The sequence below is a fragment of the Sandarakinorhabdus sp. genome, from assembly GCF_987265915.1.
The window spans coordinates 3,078,051-3,094,377 of sequence record NZ_OZ503948.1 but is presented as its reverse complement, the minus strand read 5'-3'; the positions used below and the strand labels follow the sequence as shown (position 1 = coordinate 3,094,377).

Sequence of the window (16,327 nt, the reverse complement as noted above, 5' to 3'; positions counted from 1 at the left end):
ATAACTGGGGAGCAAAGCACATGGCAGGGCCGCTGCAGGGCATCAGGGTGATCGAACTGGCCGGCATCGGGCCGGGGCCATTTGCCGGCATGATGCTGGCCGATCATGGCGCCGAAGTCATCCGGGTCGATCGGCCCGGCGCGCGCATCGATGCCCGCGATCCGCTGCTGCGTGGGCGCCGGGTGATCGGCGTGGATCTGAAATCACCGCAAGGTCAGGCGCTTGTGCTCGATCTGGTGAAAGGCGCCGATGCGCTGTTCGAAGGCTTCCGCCCAGGCGTCACCGAACGGCTGGGGCTGGGGCCGGCGCAATGCCATGCGGTCAACCCGGCGCTGGTCTATGGCCGCATGACCGGTTGGGGCCAGTTCGGGCCCTATGCCAACGCTGCCGGCCACGACATCAATTACATCGCTCTGGCCGGCGCGCTGCATGGCTATGGCCGCGCCGGTGACAAGCCCACCCCGCCGATCAACATGGTTGGTGATTTCGGCGGCGGCGGCATGATGCTGGCGTTCGGCATGGTATCGGCGTTGCTGCACGCCAAGACGACCGGGCAAGGCCAGGTGATCGATTGCGCGATGACCGATGGCGCTGCGGCGCTGATGGCGATGATCTGGGGCTTCCGCGCCAACGGCATCTGGAAGGATGAACGCGGCGTCAATTTGCTCGATACCGGCGCGCATATGTATGACACCTATGCCTGTGCCGATGGCAAATATATCAGCATCGGCAGCCTGGAACCGCAATTCTATGCGCTGCTGCTGCAAAAGACCGGCTTGTCGGATGATCCGGATTTTGCCGCCCAGATGGATTCGGGGCGCTGGCCGCAGTTGAAGGATCGGCTGACCGCGCTGTTCGCCACCAAATCGCGCGACCAATGGTGCGAGATCATGGAAATGACCGACATCTGCTTCGCCCCGGTGCTGTCGATGGCCGAAGCCCCGCACCACCCGCACAATGTCGCGCGGCAGACGTTTGTGGAGGCCGATGGCGTCATGCAGCCGGCGCCGGCGCCGCGCTATTCCGCGACCGTCTCCGATCCGGTGCGGATGACGAAGGCGGCCGACACCGATGCGATCCTGGCCGATTTGGGCTATGACGCGGGCAAGATCGGGGCGTTGAAGGCGGCCGGGACCATCAAGTGAGCAAGGCCGGCATTCACCTCTCCCCTTGGGGGCGAGGTCGAGAGACGCCGCAGGCGGCCCGGGAGAGGGGTGGCGCCCGTAGCCACAGGCGTCACCCCTCTCCCGCCGCGCTTCGCGCGAGTCGACCTCTCCCGCAAGGGGAGAGGTGACCGTGCTCGCGCCCTACGCCACCCGCTGGCAGGCGTCGCGCGGTCGGCTGCATGCGGGCGCGCCGTCGGCCACCCGCAGCCCGTTCGCGCGCGACCGTGATCGCATCATCCATTCCGGCGCCTTCCGGCGCTTGCGCTATAAAACCCAGGTGTTTGTCGCGCCTGACGGCGATCATTTCCGCGTGCGGCTGACCCACAGCCTGGAGGTGGCGCAGATCGCCCGCAGCCTGGCCCGCGCGCTCGGCGTGGACGAAGACCTGACCGAGGCGCTGGCGCTCGCCCATGATCTGGGCCATCCGCCATTCGGCCACAGCGGCGAAGATGCGCTTGAACGCGCCATGGCGCCGTGGGGCGGCTTTGATCACAACGGCCATGCCCTGCGCATCGTGACGAAACTGGAAAGCCGCTACCCCGGTTTCGACGGGCTGAACCTCAGCTGGGAAACGCTGGAGGGCCTCGCCAAGCACAATGGCCCGGTGTTCGAACCCGGCTGGGCGCTGGCCGGTGTCGATGCCGCCTGGCCGCTCGATCTGGCGAGCCATGCCGGGCTGGAGGCACAGCTGGCGGCGATCGCTGACGATATCGCCTATGACAATCATGATCTGGACGATGGCATCCGCGCCGGCCTGTTTTCGGTGGAAAGCGTGGCCGAAGCGGTGCCGTTTGTCGCCGATTGCTGGCAAACTGTCACCAGCCGCTGGCCGCATGTCACCGCCCGGCGGCGGCTGGTGCCCGAATTGGTGCGTGAAATGATCGGCCGCATGGTGGCCGATGTGCTGGACACGACGCGCAGCCGGCTCAGTGCCATCAACGCCGCTGACGTGATCGACATCCGCCAGGCTGGCCACATGATCGCCGGCCTGTCCGCGCCCTTGTCTGCCGACGTGCGCGTGTTGAAGAATTTCCTGCGCGACCATATGTATCGCGCGCCCGCGGTCGCTCGCCTGCGCGATCCTTCCGAAGCCGTGGTCGCCGCGCTGTTCGCCACGCTGCACGCCGATCCCACCCGCCTGCCCGGCGACTGGGCGACGACCTGCCCGGCCGATGAACCCGGCCGCGCGCGGCATGTCGGTGATTTCGTGGCTGGCATGACAGACCGTTATGCGCTGAAACTCTATGAGCAACTGGTGGGGCCTTCGCCCTTGCCGCAGGAGATGGTGACATGAGCGACATTCAGGGTTTTGTGGATCCCCGCTTCGAAGGTGTTCGCACCACGATGGCGGCAATGCTGGCCAGCGGCCAGGATATCGGCGCCAGCTTTGCCGCGACGATCGATGGTGAACCGGTGATCGACCTGTGGGGCGGCCACGCCGACGAAGCGCAGACGCGGCCGTGGGAAAAGGACACGATCGTCAACGTGTACAGCACCACCAAGACGATGACCGCGCTGACCGCGCTGTGGCTGGCCGACCAGGGCGAACTCAAATTCGAAGAGCGCGTTGGCCATTACTGGCCGGAGTTTGCCGCCGCGGGCAAGCAGGACGTCACCGTCGCAATGCTGATGAGCCACAGCGCCGGCCTGTCGGGCTTTGCCGAACCGATGCAGCCGGAAGACCTCTATGATTGGGATCTGGTCACCAGCCGGCTGGCGGCACAGGCGCCCTATTGGTCGCCCGGCACCGCGCCCGGCTATCACGCCGTCACGCAAGGCTTTCTGGTCGGCGAAGTCGTGCGCCGCATCACCGGCAAATCGCTGGGCACGGTGTTTGCCGAAAACCTCGCCGGGCCCTTGGGTGCCGATTTTCACATCGGCCTTGATGCCAGCGAAGACCGCCGCGTTGCCGATCTGGTGCCGCCGCCGGGCGGCGCGGCGATCAGCGCCGGGGAGCCCTCGGAACTGACCAAGAACATGCAAAGCAACCCGCCCATCAACCCGCTGGAAACCCGCACCCGCGGCTGGCGCGGCGCCGAAATCCCCGCCGCCAACGGCCAGGGCAACGCGCGCTCCGTGGTGGCGGTGCAGACGCTGATGGCCAACGGTGGCGTTTCGGGCGGCAAGCGCCTGCTCAGCGAAGCCGGCGTCCGCCGCGCCCAGGAGCTGCAGATCGAAGGCGATGATCTGATCCTGAACATGCCGATCCGTTACGGCCTCGGCTACGGCCTCCCCAGCCCGGCGCGCCCTTTCCCCAATCCGAACAGCGTGTTCTGGGGCGGATACGGCGGCAGCCTGGTGGTGTGCGACATGGATGCGCGGCTGTGCATGAGTTATGTGATGAACAAGATGGCCGGCACCACCGTGGGCGACATGCGGGCGGGGATGTTGATGGCCGGCGTGTGGGGGGCGTTGATGGGGTGAGGGGATGGGGTTAGGTTTCGTATCCTTGGAATCCTGAACGGACAGGGGCTGTCATGACGAACACCGAATTCCCCAAGGCGACCTACGGCTACGACCCCTACCGCAATTACAAGTTCCGGGTAAAATGGGATGGGCGGTATGTGGCTGGCGTGTCCAAAATCAGCGCGTTAACGCGGCAGACTCATGTTATCACACATCGTGCTGGCGGTGACCCGACGACACCACGGCGGCTCCCGGGGCAGAGTGAATATCAGGCCATCACCCTGGAACGCGGTGTCACCCATGACATGGCCTTCGAACAATGGGCCAACAAGGTGTGGGACTACCATAATTTCACCATCGATGATCAGCAGGGCGGCACCGGCAACCCGGATGTCTCGCTAAAAGATTTCCGCAAGGACATCGTCCTCGAGGTCTACAACGAGGCCGGCCAGAAGGTGATCGCCTACAATGTTTACCGTTGCTGGCCGTCGGAGTTCACCTCGCTCCCTGAGATGGATGCCAACGGCAATGCCGTCGCCATCCAGATGCTGAAGCTGGAAAATGAAGGCTGGGAACGCGACACGAGCGTCGAAGAACCGGATGAGCCGTCGTTCACCCTGCCGGCCGGCTGACCGCGAGAGCCATGAAGTTGCCAAGGCAATTCCGGGTAAGCCAAATATAACAGCCAAAGCGCTTTGCCGAGCCAGGCGCATCAATCCGTTGGAAACGCGCGTCCGCGACTGGTGCGGCTGTGCATGCGCTCCATGATGAACACGATGGCCGATACCACGGTGAACGCCATGCGCGCCAGCACGTTGATGGACGGCGTCTGGCAGGCGTTGTTGCGGTGAGGGCGGGCGGCGGGATCGGGATCACTGCTTGTCGAGACAAGAATTTTCCGATTACCGTGACAGTGTCCGCAATTGGCAAGACCAGGCGTCTATTTCAAGCATAGCTCGACCACGGACTTGCGCCATTCAAGCGTTCGGAGAGGCGCGTGACCTCGTCGCCGCGCAGTATCACCGCATCTTGCGGGTCGGTGTAGCCTTTCAGATCGACCTTCCTGATGGGAAAGTCCTCGCGATACGGAAAGGACCCATTGAGCAAATCGAAGCTCGCACGGCCGATGACGAGGTCGGCATCGTGGGTGCGCGTGGCGGATTCCAGCCTGAAGGCGCGGTTGACCGCCTCGCCAACGGTATTGATATCGATTTTGCCGGCGTTGCCGAGATTGCCAAAGGCAGCACGGCCGCTGTTGATGCCGCCACCGATCGACAAGGGCCGCGGCAGGACCATATCGGCGTTGATCCGCGCCGCCATCGCCGCCAGCGCCTGATAGGCCGACACCACCCGACCCAGATCGGCCAGTTCGATCACAGCCGTATCGTCCGCCGACCCGTGCAGCCACGACGCCATGACGGCATCGCCCAGATAGCGCGGCTGATAGGCCCCGAAACCTTCGAGTATATGCCCGGCTTCGGCATTGAAGCGCCGCAGCAGCTTGCCTATTTCGGCCTCTCCGATTTCCTGCGCCAGCACCGAATAGCCCCGGATGTCGATGACGAGGATCGTTACCAGACGATCCTTCAACATCACGATGGTCGCCCCGTTTGCCTGATCGGTGCTGGGTGGCGCGATCGTCACGGACGTTTCAAAGCGCAGCAAGGTCTTGCCGATGGCGATAAGGTCGCCATCGACCAGCGAGATTTCGGCGGAAACCGGTCGGCCATTGCGCATCGTTGCGGCTGTGTTGCTTACCGGCACAAGGGTGCAGCACCCGTTGTCGTCGGCACGGATGATGGCGTGACGGCGGGATGCGGTGGTGTCGTCCGGGTCAAGGCGCAACCGGCTGGCGGCATCGCGGCCGATATCGCAAAAACTGCCCGGCGCAATCGCGACCGTTTGGTCGACGCCCTCCAAGCGATAGTGAAGCTTGGCAATACGATCATCCATTGAGCGGCCCCCGCCTAACCCGTCAATTCATAATCAATGCACGCCAGACCACTTTATCATGTCGCAGTGATTCGCAACGTTATTCCGCTGGTCATGGTCAACGACTCGTTTCGACGACGGCGGAAACTTCCATGACCGCAACATAGACACCAGAGAAAAATTCGACCATTCAACATTTTAAGCCTCATGCTTTACCTAATGACAATGATTGTGGACGCAAATTCACAGGTCTGAACAGCCGTGCACTTAATTGACAAGATGCATGTGGCACGAGAGAGTCCTGGCATGGCTCGATTGGCGCGATTGATGGTTCCCGGTGCGGCACAGCCTGTGACGCAGAGCGACAAGCGCTGGGGTGGCGTGATGGGGCTCGCGCTGGCGCTGGCGCTGGCGCTGCCGGGACCGGTTGTCGCTGCCGACGCGCCGGCCAGCCCGCACACGCTGGCGCTGGCGGCGGGGTACAAGGCGGCGTTTCTGTGTTCCGGGCGGTGGAATGCCGGGCAGGATGAAGCGGCAATAACGCGCGATGATCTGACCGGGATTTACCGCGAATATGAGCCGTTGATCCCCGCGTTGCCGGTGGTGATTGATGAGGCGGCGCGGACGGTTTCAGTGAAATTCTCCGACAATTTGCCGCCGCGCATTGCGGTGTGGCGGCCGCTGCTGGGCTGTGCGCAGTTGCCGGTAGGGGCCGGGCCGGAGGTAGCGGCGCAGGTGCCGCGCCTGGCGCCGGGGCAGGTCCGGCCGGATTTGACCGCGACCGATGCGATGGCCTGGCCGATGGGTGATGCGAAGGCGGTGCAGCCGCTGAAGAACGGCAAGCAGCGCGAGGCGCTCGATCGCCTTGTGCGGGCAGCGTTCACGCCGGCCTACAAGAGCGCACGCACCACGGCGGTGATCGTATTGAAGGACGGCAATATCATTGCCGAGCAATATCGTGATGGCTGGACAATGCACACGCCGCAGCGCACCTGGTCTGTGGCGAAATCATTGACCGCAACGCTGGTGGGCCGCGCCGTGCAGTTGGGGCTGGTGGATGTGAACGCCCCGGCGCGCGTGCCGGGCTGGCAGGCGCCAAGGGGATCAGAGGGGGGTGATCCGCGCGGGGTCATCACGCTCAATCAATTGCTGCGCATGAACAGCGGCCTGTGGACAGCCGGGCCGGGCAATCGCACCGATGAATCCTATCTGGGCGGCGCTACCGTCGCGCAGACCGCCGCCACCATGCCGCTGGAATATGCGCCGGGCACGCATTTCAACTACAGCAACAATGATATCATGCTGGCCGCGATGAGCCTGTCGCGCACGCTCCGGCGCGGCGCATTGGCCTTCCCATTCACCGAATTGCTGTGGAAGGCCGGGATGACCCGCACCACGCCGGAAACGGACTGGCGTGGCGATTTCATCCTGTCGTCGCAAGTGTGGATGACGGCGCGCGATGTGGCGCGGCTGGCGCTGCTTTATCAAAATGGCGGCAAGGCTGGCGGTGCGCAGTTGTTGCCGCCGGACTGGCCGGCGTTTGTCGAGCGCGCCGATGCCACGCAGCCGGTGGGCCGGCCCGAAGGCTATGGCGCCGGCTTCTGGCGCTGGGGCGGTTTGGCCGGCCTGCCGGCGGGCACCTATGCGATGAACGGCAATCGCGGCCAATATGCGGTGATCGTGCCGGGCACCGGGTTGATCGTCGTGCGCCGCGGCTTCGATCATGGCGGCGAGGGGTTCGACATGCCGCGCTTTGCCGCCGATGTGGTGGCGGCGATGGGGACATAGCCGGCCGATCAGACCGGAACGGCGAAATGCTTGCCGGCGAACACGGCCTGCCAGCCTTCGATTTCGGAAATCACCACATCGTCGGCGGCATGGGCCAGATCGGCAACGCTGCCATAATCCAGCGCGCTTTCGGGCGCGGCGATGAGCAGGCTGGCGCGGCGGTGCAGGGCGTCGAGTTTCTCGGCCGACACGCGCGAGATGGCGGCGAAGCGATCGAAATCACCGAAATAGCGGATGCCGGCCACCGCGCCGCCCAATGATGGGAACAGGATGCCGAGGAAGGTGAACAGCTTGCCGAGCTTTTCCGACAGCGCCGGCGGCGTCACACCGGCCTCGCCGCCGGCCCAGAGCACCAACCAGACCGTCACTGAAACCAGCGCCAGCTTGAAGGCGGTTTCCGATACGGCATCCAGCCGGTGGTGGACATGGGCGAGCCGCCGCGCCTTGATCCGGTGATAATCGCGCTGGCCGGCCAGGTGTGGTAGCAGCAGGCCGGCCAGCACCGCATGCAGCCATGGCCGGGTAATCGCGCCGGGCGGCAGGCCGATTTCGCGAAGGGCATGGCGGGCATGATGCTCGGGCCAATCCGCGCCGGAACTGCGCGGCCAGCGTGCCCGGCCAACTCCCAGCGCCAACGACAGTGGCGCGTGGCGCAGATATTCGGCGGCGCGGCGGGTTTCGAACCAGCGATCGTGCCAATGGCCGCGGTGCGCTTGCGCCGTGAGCAGCACGATGAAGCCCAGCGCCAGGAACTCCGCCAGCGCGAACGCCCATTTCGCTTGCGCCAGCGACAGCGGCAGATAGGCGACGCCCGCGATGATCGCCGCCAGCGACGCCAGGAAATTGGTGACCATGCCGCCGCGATATTGATCGGAATAACGCGCAGCGATGCCATCGGCCCAGGCAAAGCGCGCCAGCACCGCCGCGCCAATGCGGCCCGGCCAGGCTGGATCGGCGCCGGGCAGGGCGGCAATCGCCGCCAGCAGGGGGGCGCCGCTGCCGGTGGCAATGTCGCTCGGTCGTTCGTGCACCTGGATCAGCGATCGCCACGGCCGGCCGTCGCCGCTGAACAGCGCCTCGATGCGGCGATAGCCGTGAAACATCAGGCTGCTGCGCGGCCGCCAGGCGCTGCTCGCCAGCGCGTCGGCGGCATGACCGGTGGCGTGCAGCGCGCCGTGCACCAGCGCAGCCAGCCTGGCCTCCCGCCCGTCGGTGTCGCCCGGCTGGTCCAGCGCCTCCACGGCATCCAGCATGTGCCAGCGTTCGGGTTGCCGGGCATCGATCAGCACGACCGGCACGCCGGCGGCCAGCGCGTTGGCCAGCGTGTGTCCGGTGCCGCCGGGGGCATCGCGCGCCGCGCCATCCCATACCGCCAGCAGCAGATCGGCCTGCTCGATCATCACCCGCCCGGCCAGCGCCGCCCGGCGCGACGCGATGGCTGCATGGAACTGCGCAGCGGCCACATCGCCAGGCGCCGCCAGTGTGGCGAGGAAGCTCTGCGCCACCTCCTCATCGGCATCGGCCAGTTCAAACACATGCGCGCGATCGAGCAGCGCGGTGATGGCAACGGCCCGGGCGGCGGTGCCGGCATCGTGTGGCACCGCGCCGGTCAACAGGCGGCCCGCATCATCAGCGTTCACCGGGTGGGCATTGATAGCGCGGTTGAGCACGCGCCCGAACGGCAGCGGCGCGGCGATGGCCCAGCCCTGCGCCAATGCCGAATGCGCCGCCATGTGATCGGCGCCATCGGCCAGCAGGCTGTGCAGCCGTACCGGCGCGCCGGCTGCGGTGGCGGCGATGGCGTCGAAAATCTGCGCGATCACCGCAGCGATGCGATCCTGATTGGCGGCAAAATCGCCATTGCTGGCGCGGTGGCCGGTGATGGCCAGCGACAGGATCGGCACCGGTAACGGCGGCACTTCAGGGGCAGAACTGGCCATCGTCACCAACCTTCAGGGCTTTCCGGCCAAAAAATGCGGGCAGTTCGATCAGATGCTTCAGAAGAATGCCTGCAATCCCGTCTGCGCCCGGCCCAGGATCAGGGCGTGGACATCGTGGGTGCCTTCATAGGTATTGACCGCCTCCAGGTTCATGACGTGGCGGATGACGCCATATTCATCGGAGATGCCGTTGCCGCCGTGCATGTCGCGCGCCTCGCGGGCGATGCTGAGCGCCTTGCCGCAATTGTTGCGCTTCAGCAGACTGATGGCTTCGGGGGCCAGGCGCTTGGTATCCAGCAGCCGGCCGCCGGCCAGCGCCGCGCACAGGCCCAGGGTGATCTCGGTCTGCATGTCGGCCAGCTTCTTCTGGATCAGCTGTGTCGCGGCCAGTGGCCGGCCGAACTGCTGACGATCCAGCGTATACTGCCGCGCCGCGTGCCAGCAAAATTCCGCCGCGCCCATCGCGCCCCAGGCGATGCCATAGCGCGCATTGTTCAGGCAGCCGAACGGCCCGGCGAGGCCTTCGACCCCCTTCAACAGGCGATCTTCGGGCAGATGCACATCGGCCAGCACGATCTCGCCGGTGATGCCGGCGCGCAGCGAGAATTTGCCTTCGATCTTGGGGGTGGCAAAACCGGCATCGCCGCGCTCGACGACAAAGCCGCGGATCTTCTCGTCATCGCACTTGGCCCACACCACCGCGACATCGGCCAGCGGCGAATTGGTGATCCACATCTTGGCACCATTCAGCAGCCAGCCGCCCTGCACCGCCTTGGCGCGGGTCTTCATGCCGGCAGGGTCTGATCCGGCGTCGGGCTCGGTCAGGCCGAAGCAGCCGATCAGCTCGCCGCTGGCCAGGCCGGGCAGATATTTCTCCCGCTGCGACTCGCTGCCATAGGCATGGATCGGGTGCATCACCAACGATGACTGCACGCTCATCGCCGAACGATAGGCCGAATCCACCCGCTCCACTTCGCGGGCGATCAGGCCATAGGCGACGTAGGAGGCCCCGGCGCAGCCATAGCCCTTGATGGTCGGCCCCAGCAGGCCGGCAGCACCGAATTTCTTCATCAGATCGGGATCGAACGTCTCGTGGCGGTTGGCGAGCTTCACGCCCGGCGCCAGTTCCGCATCGCAGAAGGCCCGCGATGCATCGCGGATCATCGTCTCTTCCTCGCTGAGCTGGCTCGCCAGCAGCAACGGGTCTTCCCAGTCAAAGCGCGGCCATTTCGGCGCGAAATGCTGGACGTCGGAAATCGCGGCAGTGGCCATCATCATGCTCCTGGTTCCTAGCGCTTTTAGGCGTGCGCATCGCCGACGCCAAGACTTGCGCGCCGCGAAAAACCGGCGCAGCCTGTGCGCCATGAAACTTGCTTCGCTGAAGTCCGGTCGAGATGGTCGGTTGGTTGTGGTGTCGGATGATCTGGCCTGGTGTGCTGCGCCGCCGCCGATGTACCCTACCCTGCAATCCGTCCTCGATGATTGGGACCGCGCCGCTGCGGTATTGGAGGGGGTCGCCCTGTCACTGGCGCATGATAGCGTGCCGCACGCGCGCTTCCACGAACGCGATGCCGCAGCGCCCTTGCCGCGCGCCTTTCAATGGGCCGATGGCAGCGCTTATGTGAACCATGTCGAACTGGTGCGTCGGGCGCGCGGTGCGGAATTGCCGGCGAGCTTCTGGCACGATCCGCTGATGTATCAAGGCGGCAGCGACCATTTCCTGGGCCCGCGCGAGGCCATCGCCTGCCACGATCCGGCCTGGGGCCTCGATCTGGAGGCCGAAGTGGTGGTGGTGACCGGCGATGTGCGCCAGGGCGCCAGCCGCGAAGAGGCGCTCGCCGCCATCCGCCTGGTTGGCCTTGTCAACGATGTGTCCTTGCGCGGTCTGATCCCCGACGAACTCGCCAAAGGTTTCGGCTTCGTGCAGTCCAAGCCGGCCTCGGCGCTGTCGCCGGTGCTGGTGACACCGGCGGCGCTGGGCGACCGCTGGGCGGATGGCAAGCTGATCGGCACGCTGCAGATCGACATCAATGGCCAGGCCTTTGGCCGGGTCGAGACGCATACCGACATGAATTTCGATTTCGGCACGTTGATCGCGCATCTGGCGAAAACCCGCAGCATTGGCGCCGGCAGCATCATCGGATCGGGCACCGTCTCCAACCGCGACGCCGATGGCGGCCCCGGCCGGCCGTGCGCGCAAGGCGGCCATGGCTATGCCTGCATCGCCGAACAGCGCATGGTCGAAACCATCCTGACCCGTGCGCCGGCAACGCCTTGGCTCAGCCCCGGTGATGTGGTGCGCATCGACATGCAGGATGATCGCCACCACAGCATTTTCGGCACGATCGAGCAGCTTGTTGTGGCCTGACGCCGTTCAGGCCAGCAGCTCGACATCCCAGTAAAGATAATCGCGCCAGCTTGAATGGCAGTAATGCGGCGGGAAGGCGCGGCCGTTGGCTTGCAGTTCGTGGGTGGATGGCTGCTGCGGCCGGGTGAGCAACTGCATATGCGCTTCGGCCGGGGTGCGGCCGCCCTTTTTCAGATTGCACGGCGCGCACGCCGTCGTGACATTTTCCCACGTCGTGCGCCCGCCATAAGCGCGCGGGATGACATGATCGAAGGTCAGATCGCCGCCGGGCTGCGTGCAATATTGGCAGGTGAAGCGATCGCGCAAAAACAGGTTGAAGCGCGTGAACGCCGGGGTGGACGACGGGCGCACATATTGCCGGAGCGCGATCACGCTGGGCAATTTCATCCGCAACGATGGCGATCGGATCTCGCGGTCATATTCGGCGATGATGTCCACGCGTTCCAGAAACGCCGCCTTGATCGCGGTCTGCCACGGCCACAGCGACAGCGGATAATAAGACAATGGCGTGTAGTCGGCGTTCAGCACCAGCGCCGGACAGGCCTCTGGTGACACAAGATGCGGGATCGAGGCGAATTTTTCCTCGATGAGGTCGCTCGTCAACATGCATCGTCCTCCCACGCATGGGAGCGGCCATATGTTCACGGGCCCAGTCGCACCGGGGCGGGAACCCCCAGGGCCGCGCACGCAGCGGCCGCGCCGTGATGCAACAGGGTTTACAACGAATAGTGTGTCAGGCCAATGACAGGCCCGGATTTCGTTGTGGATAATGTGGATAACCCACCTGTCACCACGCGCTTTGCGCCGTCGCCGACCGGGCTGTTGCACCGGGGCCACGCCTTTTCGGCGCTGATGGCGTGGCGGCTGGCGCGCAGCCGTGGCGGCCGCTTCGTGCTGCGGTTAGAGGATATCGATTCCACGCGCTGCCGGCCGGAATATGAAGCGGCGATCCTGGACGACCTGGCCTGGCTGGGGCTGGACTGGGACGGCCCGGTGTGGCGGCAAAGCGAACGGGGGCCGGTGTACGCGCAAGCGCTCGATCGGCTGATTGCTCATGGCGTCGCCTATCCGTGTTTCTGCACCCGAGCCGACATTGCGGCAGCGGCGAGCGCCCCGCATGGGCCGGACGGCCCGTTTTATCCCGGTACCTGCCGCAATCCAGATGCGGCTGCTCGCGCCCTGCGGCTGACGCGCGAGCAGCCGGCGTGGCGGCTGGATGTTGGCGCAGCGCTGGCGCTGACCGGCCCGCTGCGCTGGCATGATCACACGCAAGGCTGGCAGTCCACCGATCCCAAGCTGATGAACGATATCGTCATTGCCCGCCGCGATGTCGGCACCGCCTATGCGCTGGCGGTGGTGGTGGATGACGCGGCGCAGGGCATCACCGATGTGGTGCGCGGAGTCGATTTGTTTGAAGCGACGCACGCGCAACGCCTGTTGCAGGCGATGCTCGGCCTGCCGACGCCGCGTTATCACCACCATCCGCTGATATTGGACGCCGACGGCAAGCGCCTGGCCAAGCGCGACCCTGGCGAAACGCTTGTCGCCTGGCGTATCGCCGGGCATAGCCCGACAGACGTCATTGCCAGCCTGAATTTGCCGGCCCATGATGCCATCGTTCCGATTGGCTGAGGGCCAACCGCCGCACCCCCTGTGCAGCGCGTCAAACAATGGTAGACCCAGCCGATGCAAACCACGCTCGTCATCTTCATGGTCCTCGCTGCGGTCGCCACGCTGGGGGTGTTGGCGCGCGGCATCATCATCATGGCGCGCGGCAAGGATATCACCGGCGAGAAATCGAATCGGATGATGAGCCTGCGCGTGGCGCTGCAGGCGCTGGCGATTCTGTTCATCGTCATCCTGTTCCTGATCAACCGGCCCGGCTAAGTCAGGGCTGGTCCGGGCCAATGGTCAAGCTCAACCGCATCTACACCCGCACCGGTGATGATGGCTCCACCGGCCTCGTTGATGGCAGCCGCGTGTCCAAGGCCAGCCACCGCCCGGTGGTGATGGGCAGTGTGGACGAAGCCAATGCCGCCATCGGCCTCGCGCGTCTGGCGGCGACGCCGGCCACCGATGCGATCCTGTCGCGCATCCAGAATGATCTGTTCGATCTGGGCGCCGATGTCGCCACCCCGCCGGGCATCGATGGCGCGTTGCGCATCGTCGCGGCGCAGGTGGAGTGGCTGGAGGCACAGATCGATGCCGCCAACGAAGGCCTCGCGCCGCTGACCAGCTTCATCCTGCCCGCCGGCACCCCGGCCGCCACCCATCTGCATCTGGCCCGCACTATCGTGCGCCGCGCCGAGCGTGATGCCGTGGCCGCCGGCGACGAAATTTCGCCCGATGCGCGGCATTATCTGAACCGATTGTCGGATTTGCTGTTTGTGCTGTCGCGTGTGGAAAATCGTGCCACAGGCGATGTGCTCTGGGTGCCTGGCGCCCATCGTTGATCTTTGCAGGAGGCCTGCGCCATGGCCACCGACGTCCCGGATTTGCTGGCTGCGTTCCACCGCACCCGCGCGCTGACCGCGGCGTTGGCAGCGCCGCTGTCGGATGCAGATGCGAGCGCGCAATCCATGCCCGATGCCTCGCCGGCAAAATGGCACCTGGCGCACACGACCTGGTTTTTCGAGGCCTTTGTGCTTGCCGATCTGCCGGCCTATCGCACCTTTGATCCGCGCTTCGGCTATTTGTTCAACAGCTATTACGAATCGGCCGGCCCGCGTCACCCCCGCAGCGCACGGGGCTTGCTGACGCGGCCGTCGCTGGCCGAGGTGATCGAATGGCGCGATCATGTCGATGCGGCGTTGATCGCGGCGCTGCCGGGGCTGGATGCGGCGGCGCTGGCACTGGTCGAACTGGGCATCAATCACGAACAACAGCATCAGGAATTGCTGCTCACCGACATTCTCGATCTGTTTGCCGCCAATCCGCTGGCGCCGGCGTATCTGCCGGCCGCACCGGTTGAGTCATCGCCGCGCGCCCGCCAGTGGCTGAGTCATGACGGCGGCATCGTGCGCATCGGCCATGACGGGGCGGGCTTCGCCTTTGATTGCGAAGGCCCGGCGCATGATGTGCTGCTGCGGCCGTTCCAATTGGCGAGCACGTTGGTGACCAATGCAGAATTTCATGCGTTCATCGCCGACGGTGGCTATGCTGATTCCCGGCTGTGGCTGTCGGATGGCTGGGCGTGGGTGCAGCGCGAAGGGATCACCGCGCCGCTGCGCTGGCAGGCGGATGGCACCAGCATGACCCTGGCCGGCCGGCAACCACTGGCCCCGCACGCACCCGTCACGCACATCAGTTTCTATGAGGCCGATGCCTTTGCCGCCTGGGCCGGCGCGCGCCTGCCCACCGAGGCCGAATGGGAACAGGCCGCGCGCGATGACGACCCGTGCGCCGGCACGCAATTGGACACGGCCGCGCCGGTGCAGCCCACGAGCGCCAGCTCCGGCCTGTTCGGCGATTGCTGGCAATGGACCGCCTCGGCCTTCCTGCCTTATCCGGGCTTCCGCCCGGCGCCCGGCGCGGTCGGCGAGTATAATGGCAAGTTCATGAACGGGCAGATGGTGCTGAAAGGCGCCAGCTGCGCCACGCCGCGTGGCAGTTCGCGGGCCAGTGTGCGCAATTTCTTCCAGCCGCAGCAGCGTTGGCAGTTCAGCGGCCTGCGGCTGGCGAAGGACGCTTGAGATGTATGAAGCCGCCGGCCCCGCCGAGGATGTCGCCTTCGACTTTGCTGACGCCGTGCGCGCCGGCTTGGCTCAGCCGCAGAAGGTGATTCCGGCGCGTTATTTCTATGACGAGGCCGGATCGCAGCTGTTCGAAGCCATCACCCGGCTGCCCGAATATTATCCCACGCGCACCGAAACCGCGATCCTGGCCGAACAGGCCGGCGCCATCGCTGCCCTGGTGGGGCCGGGCCGGGCGGTGATCGAATATGGATCGGGATCATCGGCCAAAACCCCGCTGCTGCTGGAGCCGTTGCAGGCGGCGGCCTATGTGCCGGTCGATATTTCCGGGGAATTCCTGCAGCAATCGGCCGCTGCGCTGGGCGAACATTTCCCCACCCTGCCGATCCTGCCGGTGGTCGCCGATTTCACCCAGAGCTTCCGGGTGCCGGCCGGCGTGGCCGGGCTGCCGCGGCTTGGCTTTTTCCCCGGCTCGACGCTGGGCAATCTGGCGCCGATGGCCGCCATCGATCTGCTGCGCGGCTTTGCGGCGCTGCTGGGGCCGGGCAGCTGGCTGGTGATCGGCCTTGATCTGGCGCCCGGCCCTGGCAAAAGCGTGGCCACGCTGGAGGCGGCCTATGATGATGCGGCCGGGGTGACATCGGCCTTCAACCTGAACCTGCTCACCCGCATCAACCGTGAACTCGGCGGCACCGTGTGCATCGACGATTTCGCCCACCGCGCCGTGTGGAACGCTGCGCTCGGCCGCATCGAAATGCATCTGGTGGCGGTGCAGGATACGGACTTCACCGCCGCCGGCGAAACATTCCGCCTGGCGGCCGGCGAGACCATCCACACCGAAAACAGCTATAAATGGACCCTGCCCGAAAGCCGGCTGATGGCCCGCGCCAGTGGCTGGCTGCCCACCACCACCTGGACCGATCCCGATCAGCGCTTCGCCGTGCATCTGTGGCAGCATGATGCAGGCGCGATGCAGCCCTGACGACCCTGCGGCCTTTGGCAGCCCGCACAAGCCGGCAGGTTGACTGGCGCGCC

General features: G+C 65.6%; 15 protein-coding genes. 11 read left to right on the top strand and 4 right to left on the bottom strand.

Annotated elements, in window-relative coordinates; all coding sequences use genetic code 11:
• Positions 1-20: 20 nt before the first annotated feature.
• The 4 genes from AC6UUM_RS14820 (at position 21) to AC6UUM_RS14805 (ending at position 4,204) form a co-directional block, all read left to right on the top strand.
• Positions 21-1,145: a CaiB/BaiF CoA transferase family protein gene (locus AC6UUM_RS14820; RefSeq protein WP_500803013.1), complete on the top strand. Its 1,125-nt coding sequence runs from the start codon at positions 21-23 to the stop codon at positions 1,143-1,145.
• Positions 1,146-1,290: 145 nt separating this feature from the next.
• Positions 1,291-2,460 carry a deoxyguanosinetriphosphate triphosphohydrolase gene (locus tag AC6UUM_RS14815; RefSeq protein WP_500803012.1) on the top strand — a complete coding sequence of 390 codons (1,170 nt, stop codon included), beginning with the start codon at positions 1,291-1,293 and terminating at the stop codon, positions 2,458-2,460.
• On the top strand, positions 2,457-3,590 hold the full coding sequence (locus tag AC6UUM_RS14810; protein ID WP_500803011.1) for a serine hydrolase domain-containing protein: 1,134 nt from the start codon (positions 2,457-2,459) through the stop codon (positions 3,588-3,590). The genes AC6UUM_RS14815 and AC6UUM_RS14810 overlap by 4 nt, the downstream gene beginning before the upstream one ends.
• 53 nt (positions 3,591-3,643) lie before the next feature.
• Positions 3,644-4,204 carry a phage tail protein gene (locus tag AC6UUM_RS14805; RefSeq protein ID WP_500803010.1) on the top strand — a complete coding sequence of 187 codons (561 nt, stop codon included), beginning with the start codon at positions 3,644-3,646 and terminating at the stop codon, positions 4,202-4,204.
• 313 nt (positions 4,205-4,517) lie between these two features.
• Here AC6UUM_RS14805 and AC6UUM_RS14800 read toward each other — a convergent pair whose 3' ends face one another.
• Positions 4,518-5,525, bottom strand: a complete 1,008-nt coding sequence (locus AC6UUM_RS14800; RefSeq protein WP_500803009.1) for an FHA domain-containing protein — start codon at positions 5,523-5,525, stop codon at positions 4,518-4,520.
• Positions 5,526-5,810: 285 nt separating this feature from the next.
• Between AC6UUM_RS14800 and AC6UUM_RS14795 the strand changes: the two genes are divergently transcribed.
• On the top strand, positions 5,811-7,292 hold the full coding sequence (locus AC6UUM_RS14795) for a serine hydrolase domain-containing protein (RefSeq protein WP_500803008.1): 1,482 nt from the start codon (positions 5,811-5,813) through the stop codon (positions 7,290-7,292).
• A gap of 8 nt (positions 7,293-7,300) precedes the next feature.
• On the opposite strand, the gene AC6UUM_RS14790 is transcribed toward AC6UUM_RS14795, so the two are convergent.
• Positions 7,301-9,232 carry a hypothetical protein gene (locus AC6UUM_RS14790; RefSeq protein WP_500803007.1) on the bottom strand — a complete coding sequence of 644 codons (1,932 nt, stop codon included), beginning with the start codon at positions 9,230-9,232 and terminating at the stop codon, positions 7,301-7,303.
• 57 nt (positions 9,233-9,289) lie between these two features.
• A complete protein-coding gene (locus AC6UUM_RS14785) occupies positions 9,290-10,504 on the bottom strand; it encodes an acyl-CoA dehydrogenase (RefSeq protein ID WP_500804989.1) in 1,215 nt (404 codons plus the stop codon).
• 91 nt (positions 10,505-10,595) lie between these two features.
• Between AC6UUM_RS14785 and AC6UUM_RS14780 the strand changes: the two genes are divergently transcribed.
• Complete coding sequence (locus AC6UUM_RS14780; protein WP_500803006.1) at positions 10,596-11,600, top strand: fumarylacetoacetate hydrolase family protein; 1,005 nt, start codon at positions 10,596-10,598, stop codon at positions 11,598-11,600.
• Between the two features lie 6 nt (positions 11,601-11,606).
• On the opposite strand, the gene AC6UUM_RS14775 is transcribed toward AC6UUM_RS14780, so the two are convergent.
• Positions 11,607-12,206 carry an HNH endonuclease gene (locus AC6UUM_RS14775; RefSeq protein WP_500803005.1) on the bottom strand — a complete coding sequence of 200 codons (600 nt, stop codon included), beginning with the start codon at positions 12,204-12,206 and terminating at the stop codon, positions 11,607-11,609.
• A 135-nt stretch (positions 12,207-12,341) separates the two neighbouring features.
• On the opposite strand from AC6UUM_RS14775, the gene gluQRS reads away from it, so the two are divergent.
• The 5 genes from gluQRS to egtD are packed head-to-tail and all read left to right on the top strand — an operon-like array spanning position 12,342 to position 16,274.
• Positions 12,342-13,232 (top strand): tRNA glutamyl-Q(34) synthetase GluQRS, encoded by an 891-nt coding sequence (gene gluQRS, locus AC6UUM_RS14770; RefSeq protein ID WP_500803004.1) that lies wholly within the window; start codon positions 12,342-12,344, stop codon positions 13,230-13,232.
• A gap of 54 nt (positions 13,233-13,286) precedes the next feature.
• The gene (locus AC6UUM_RS14765; RefSeq protein WP_500803003.1) at positions 13,287-13,487 is read left to right on the top strand and encodes a twin transmembrane helix small protein; all 201 of its coding nucleotides are present in this window, start codon (positions 13,287-13,289) and stop codon (positions 13,485-13,487) included.
• Positions 13,488-13,507: 20 nt separating this feature from the next.
• Positions 13,508-14,053, top strand: a complete 546-nt coding sequence (locus AC6UUM_RS14760) for a cob(I)yrinic acid a,c-diamide adenosyltransferase (RefSeq protein ID WP_500803002.1) — start codon at positions 13,508-13,510, stop codon at positions 14,051-14,053.
• Positions 14,054-14,074: 21 nt separating this feature from the next.
• The gene (egtB, locus tag AC6UUM_RS14755) at positions 14,075-15,292 is read left to right on the top strand and encodes an ergothioneine biosynthesis protein EgtB (RefSeq protein WP_500803001.1); all 1,218 of its coding nucleotides are present in this window, start codon (positions 14,075-14,077) and stop codon (positions 15,290-15,292) included.
• Between the two features lies 1 nt (position 15,293).
• Positions 15,294-16,274: an L-histidine N(alpha)-methyltransferase gene (gene egtD / locus AC6UUM_RS14750; protein ID WP_500803000.1), complete on the top strand. Its 981-nt coding sequence runs from the start codon at positions 15,294-15,296 to the stop codon at positions 16,272-16,274.
• The last annotated feature ends 53 nt before the right edge of the window (positions 16,275-16,327 follow it).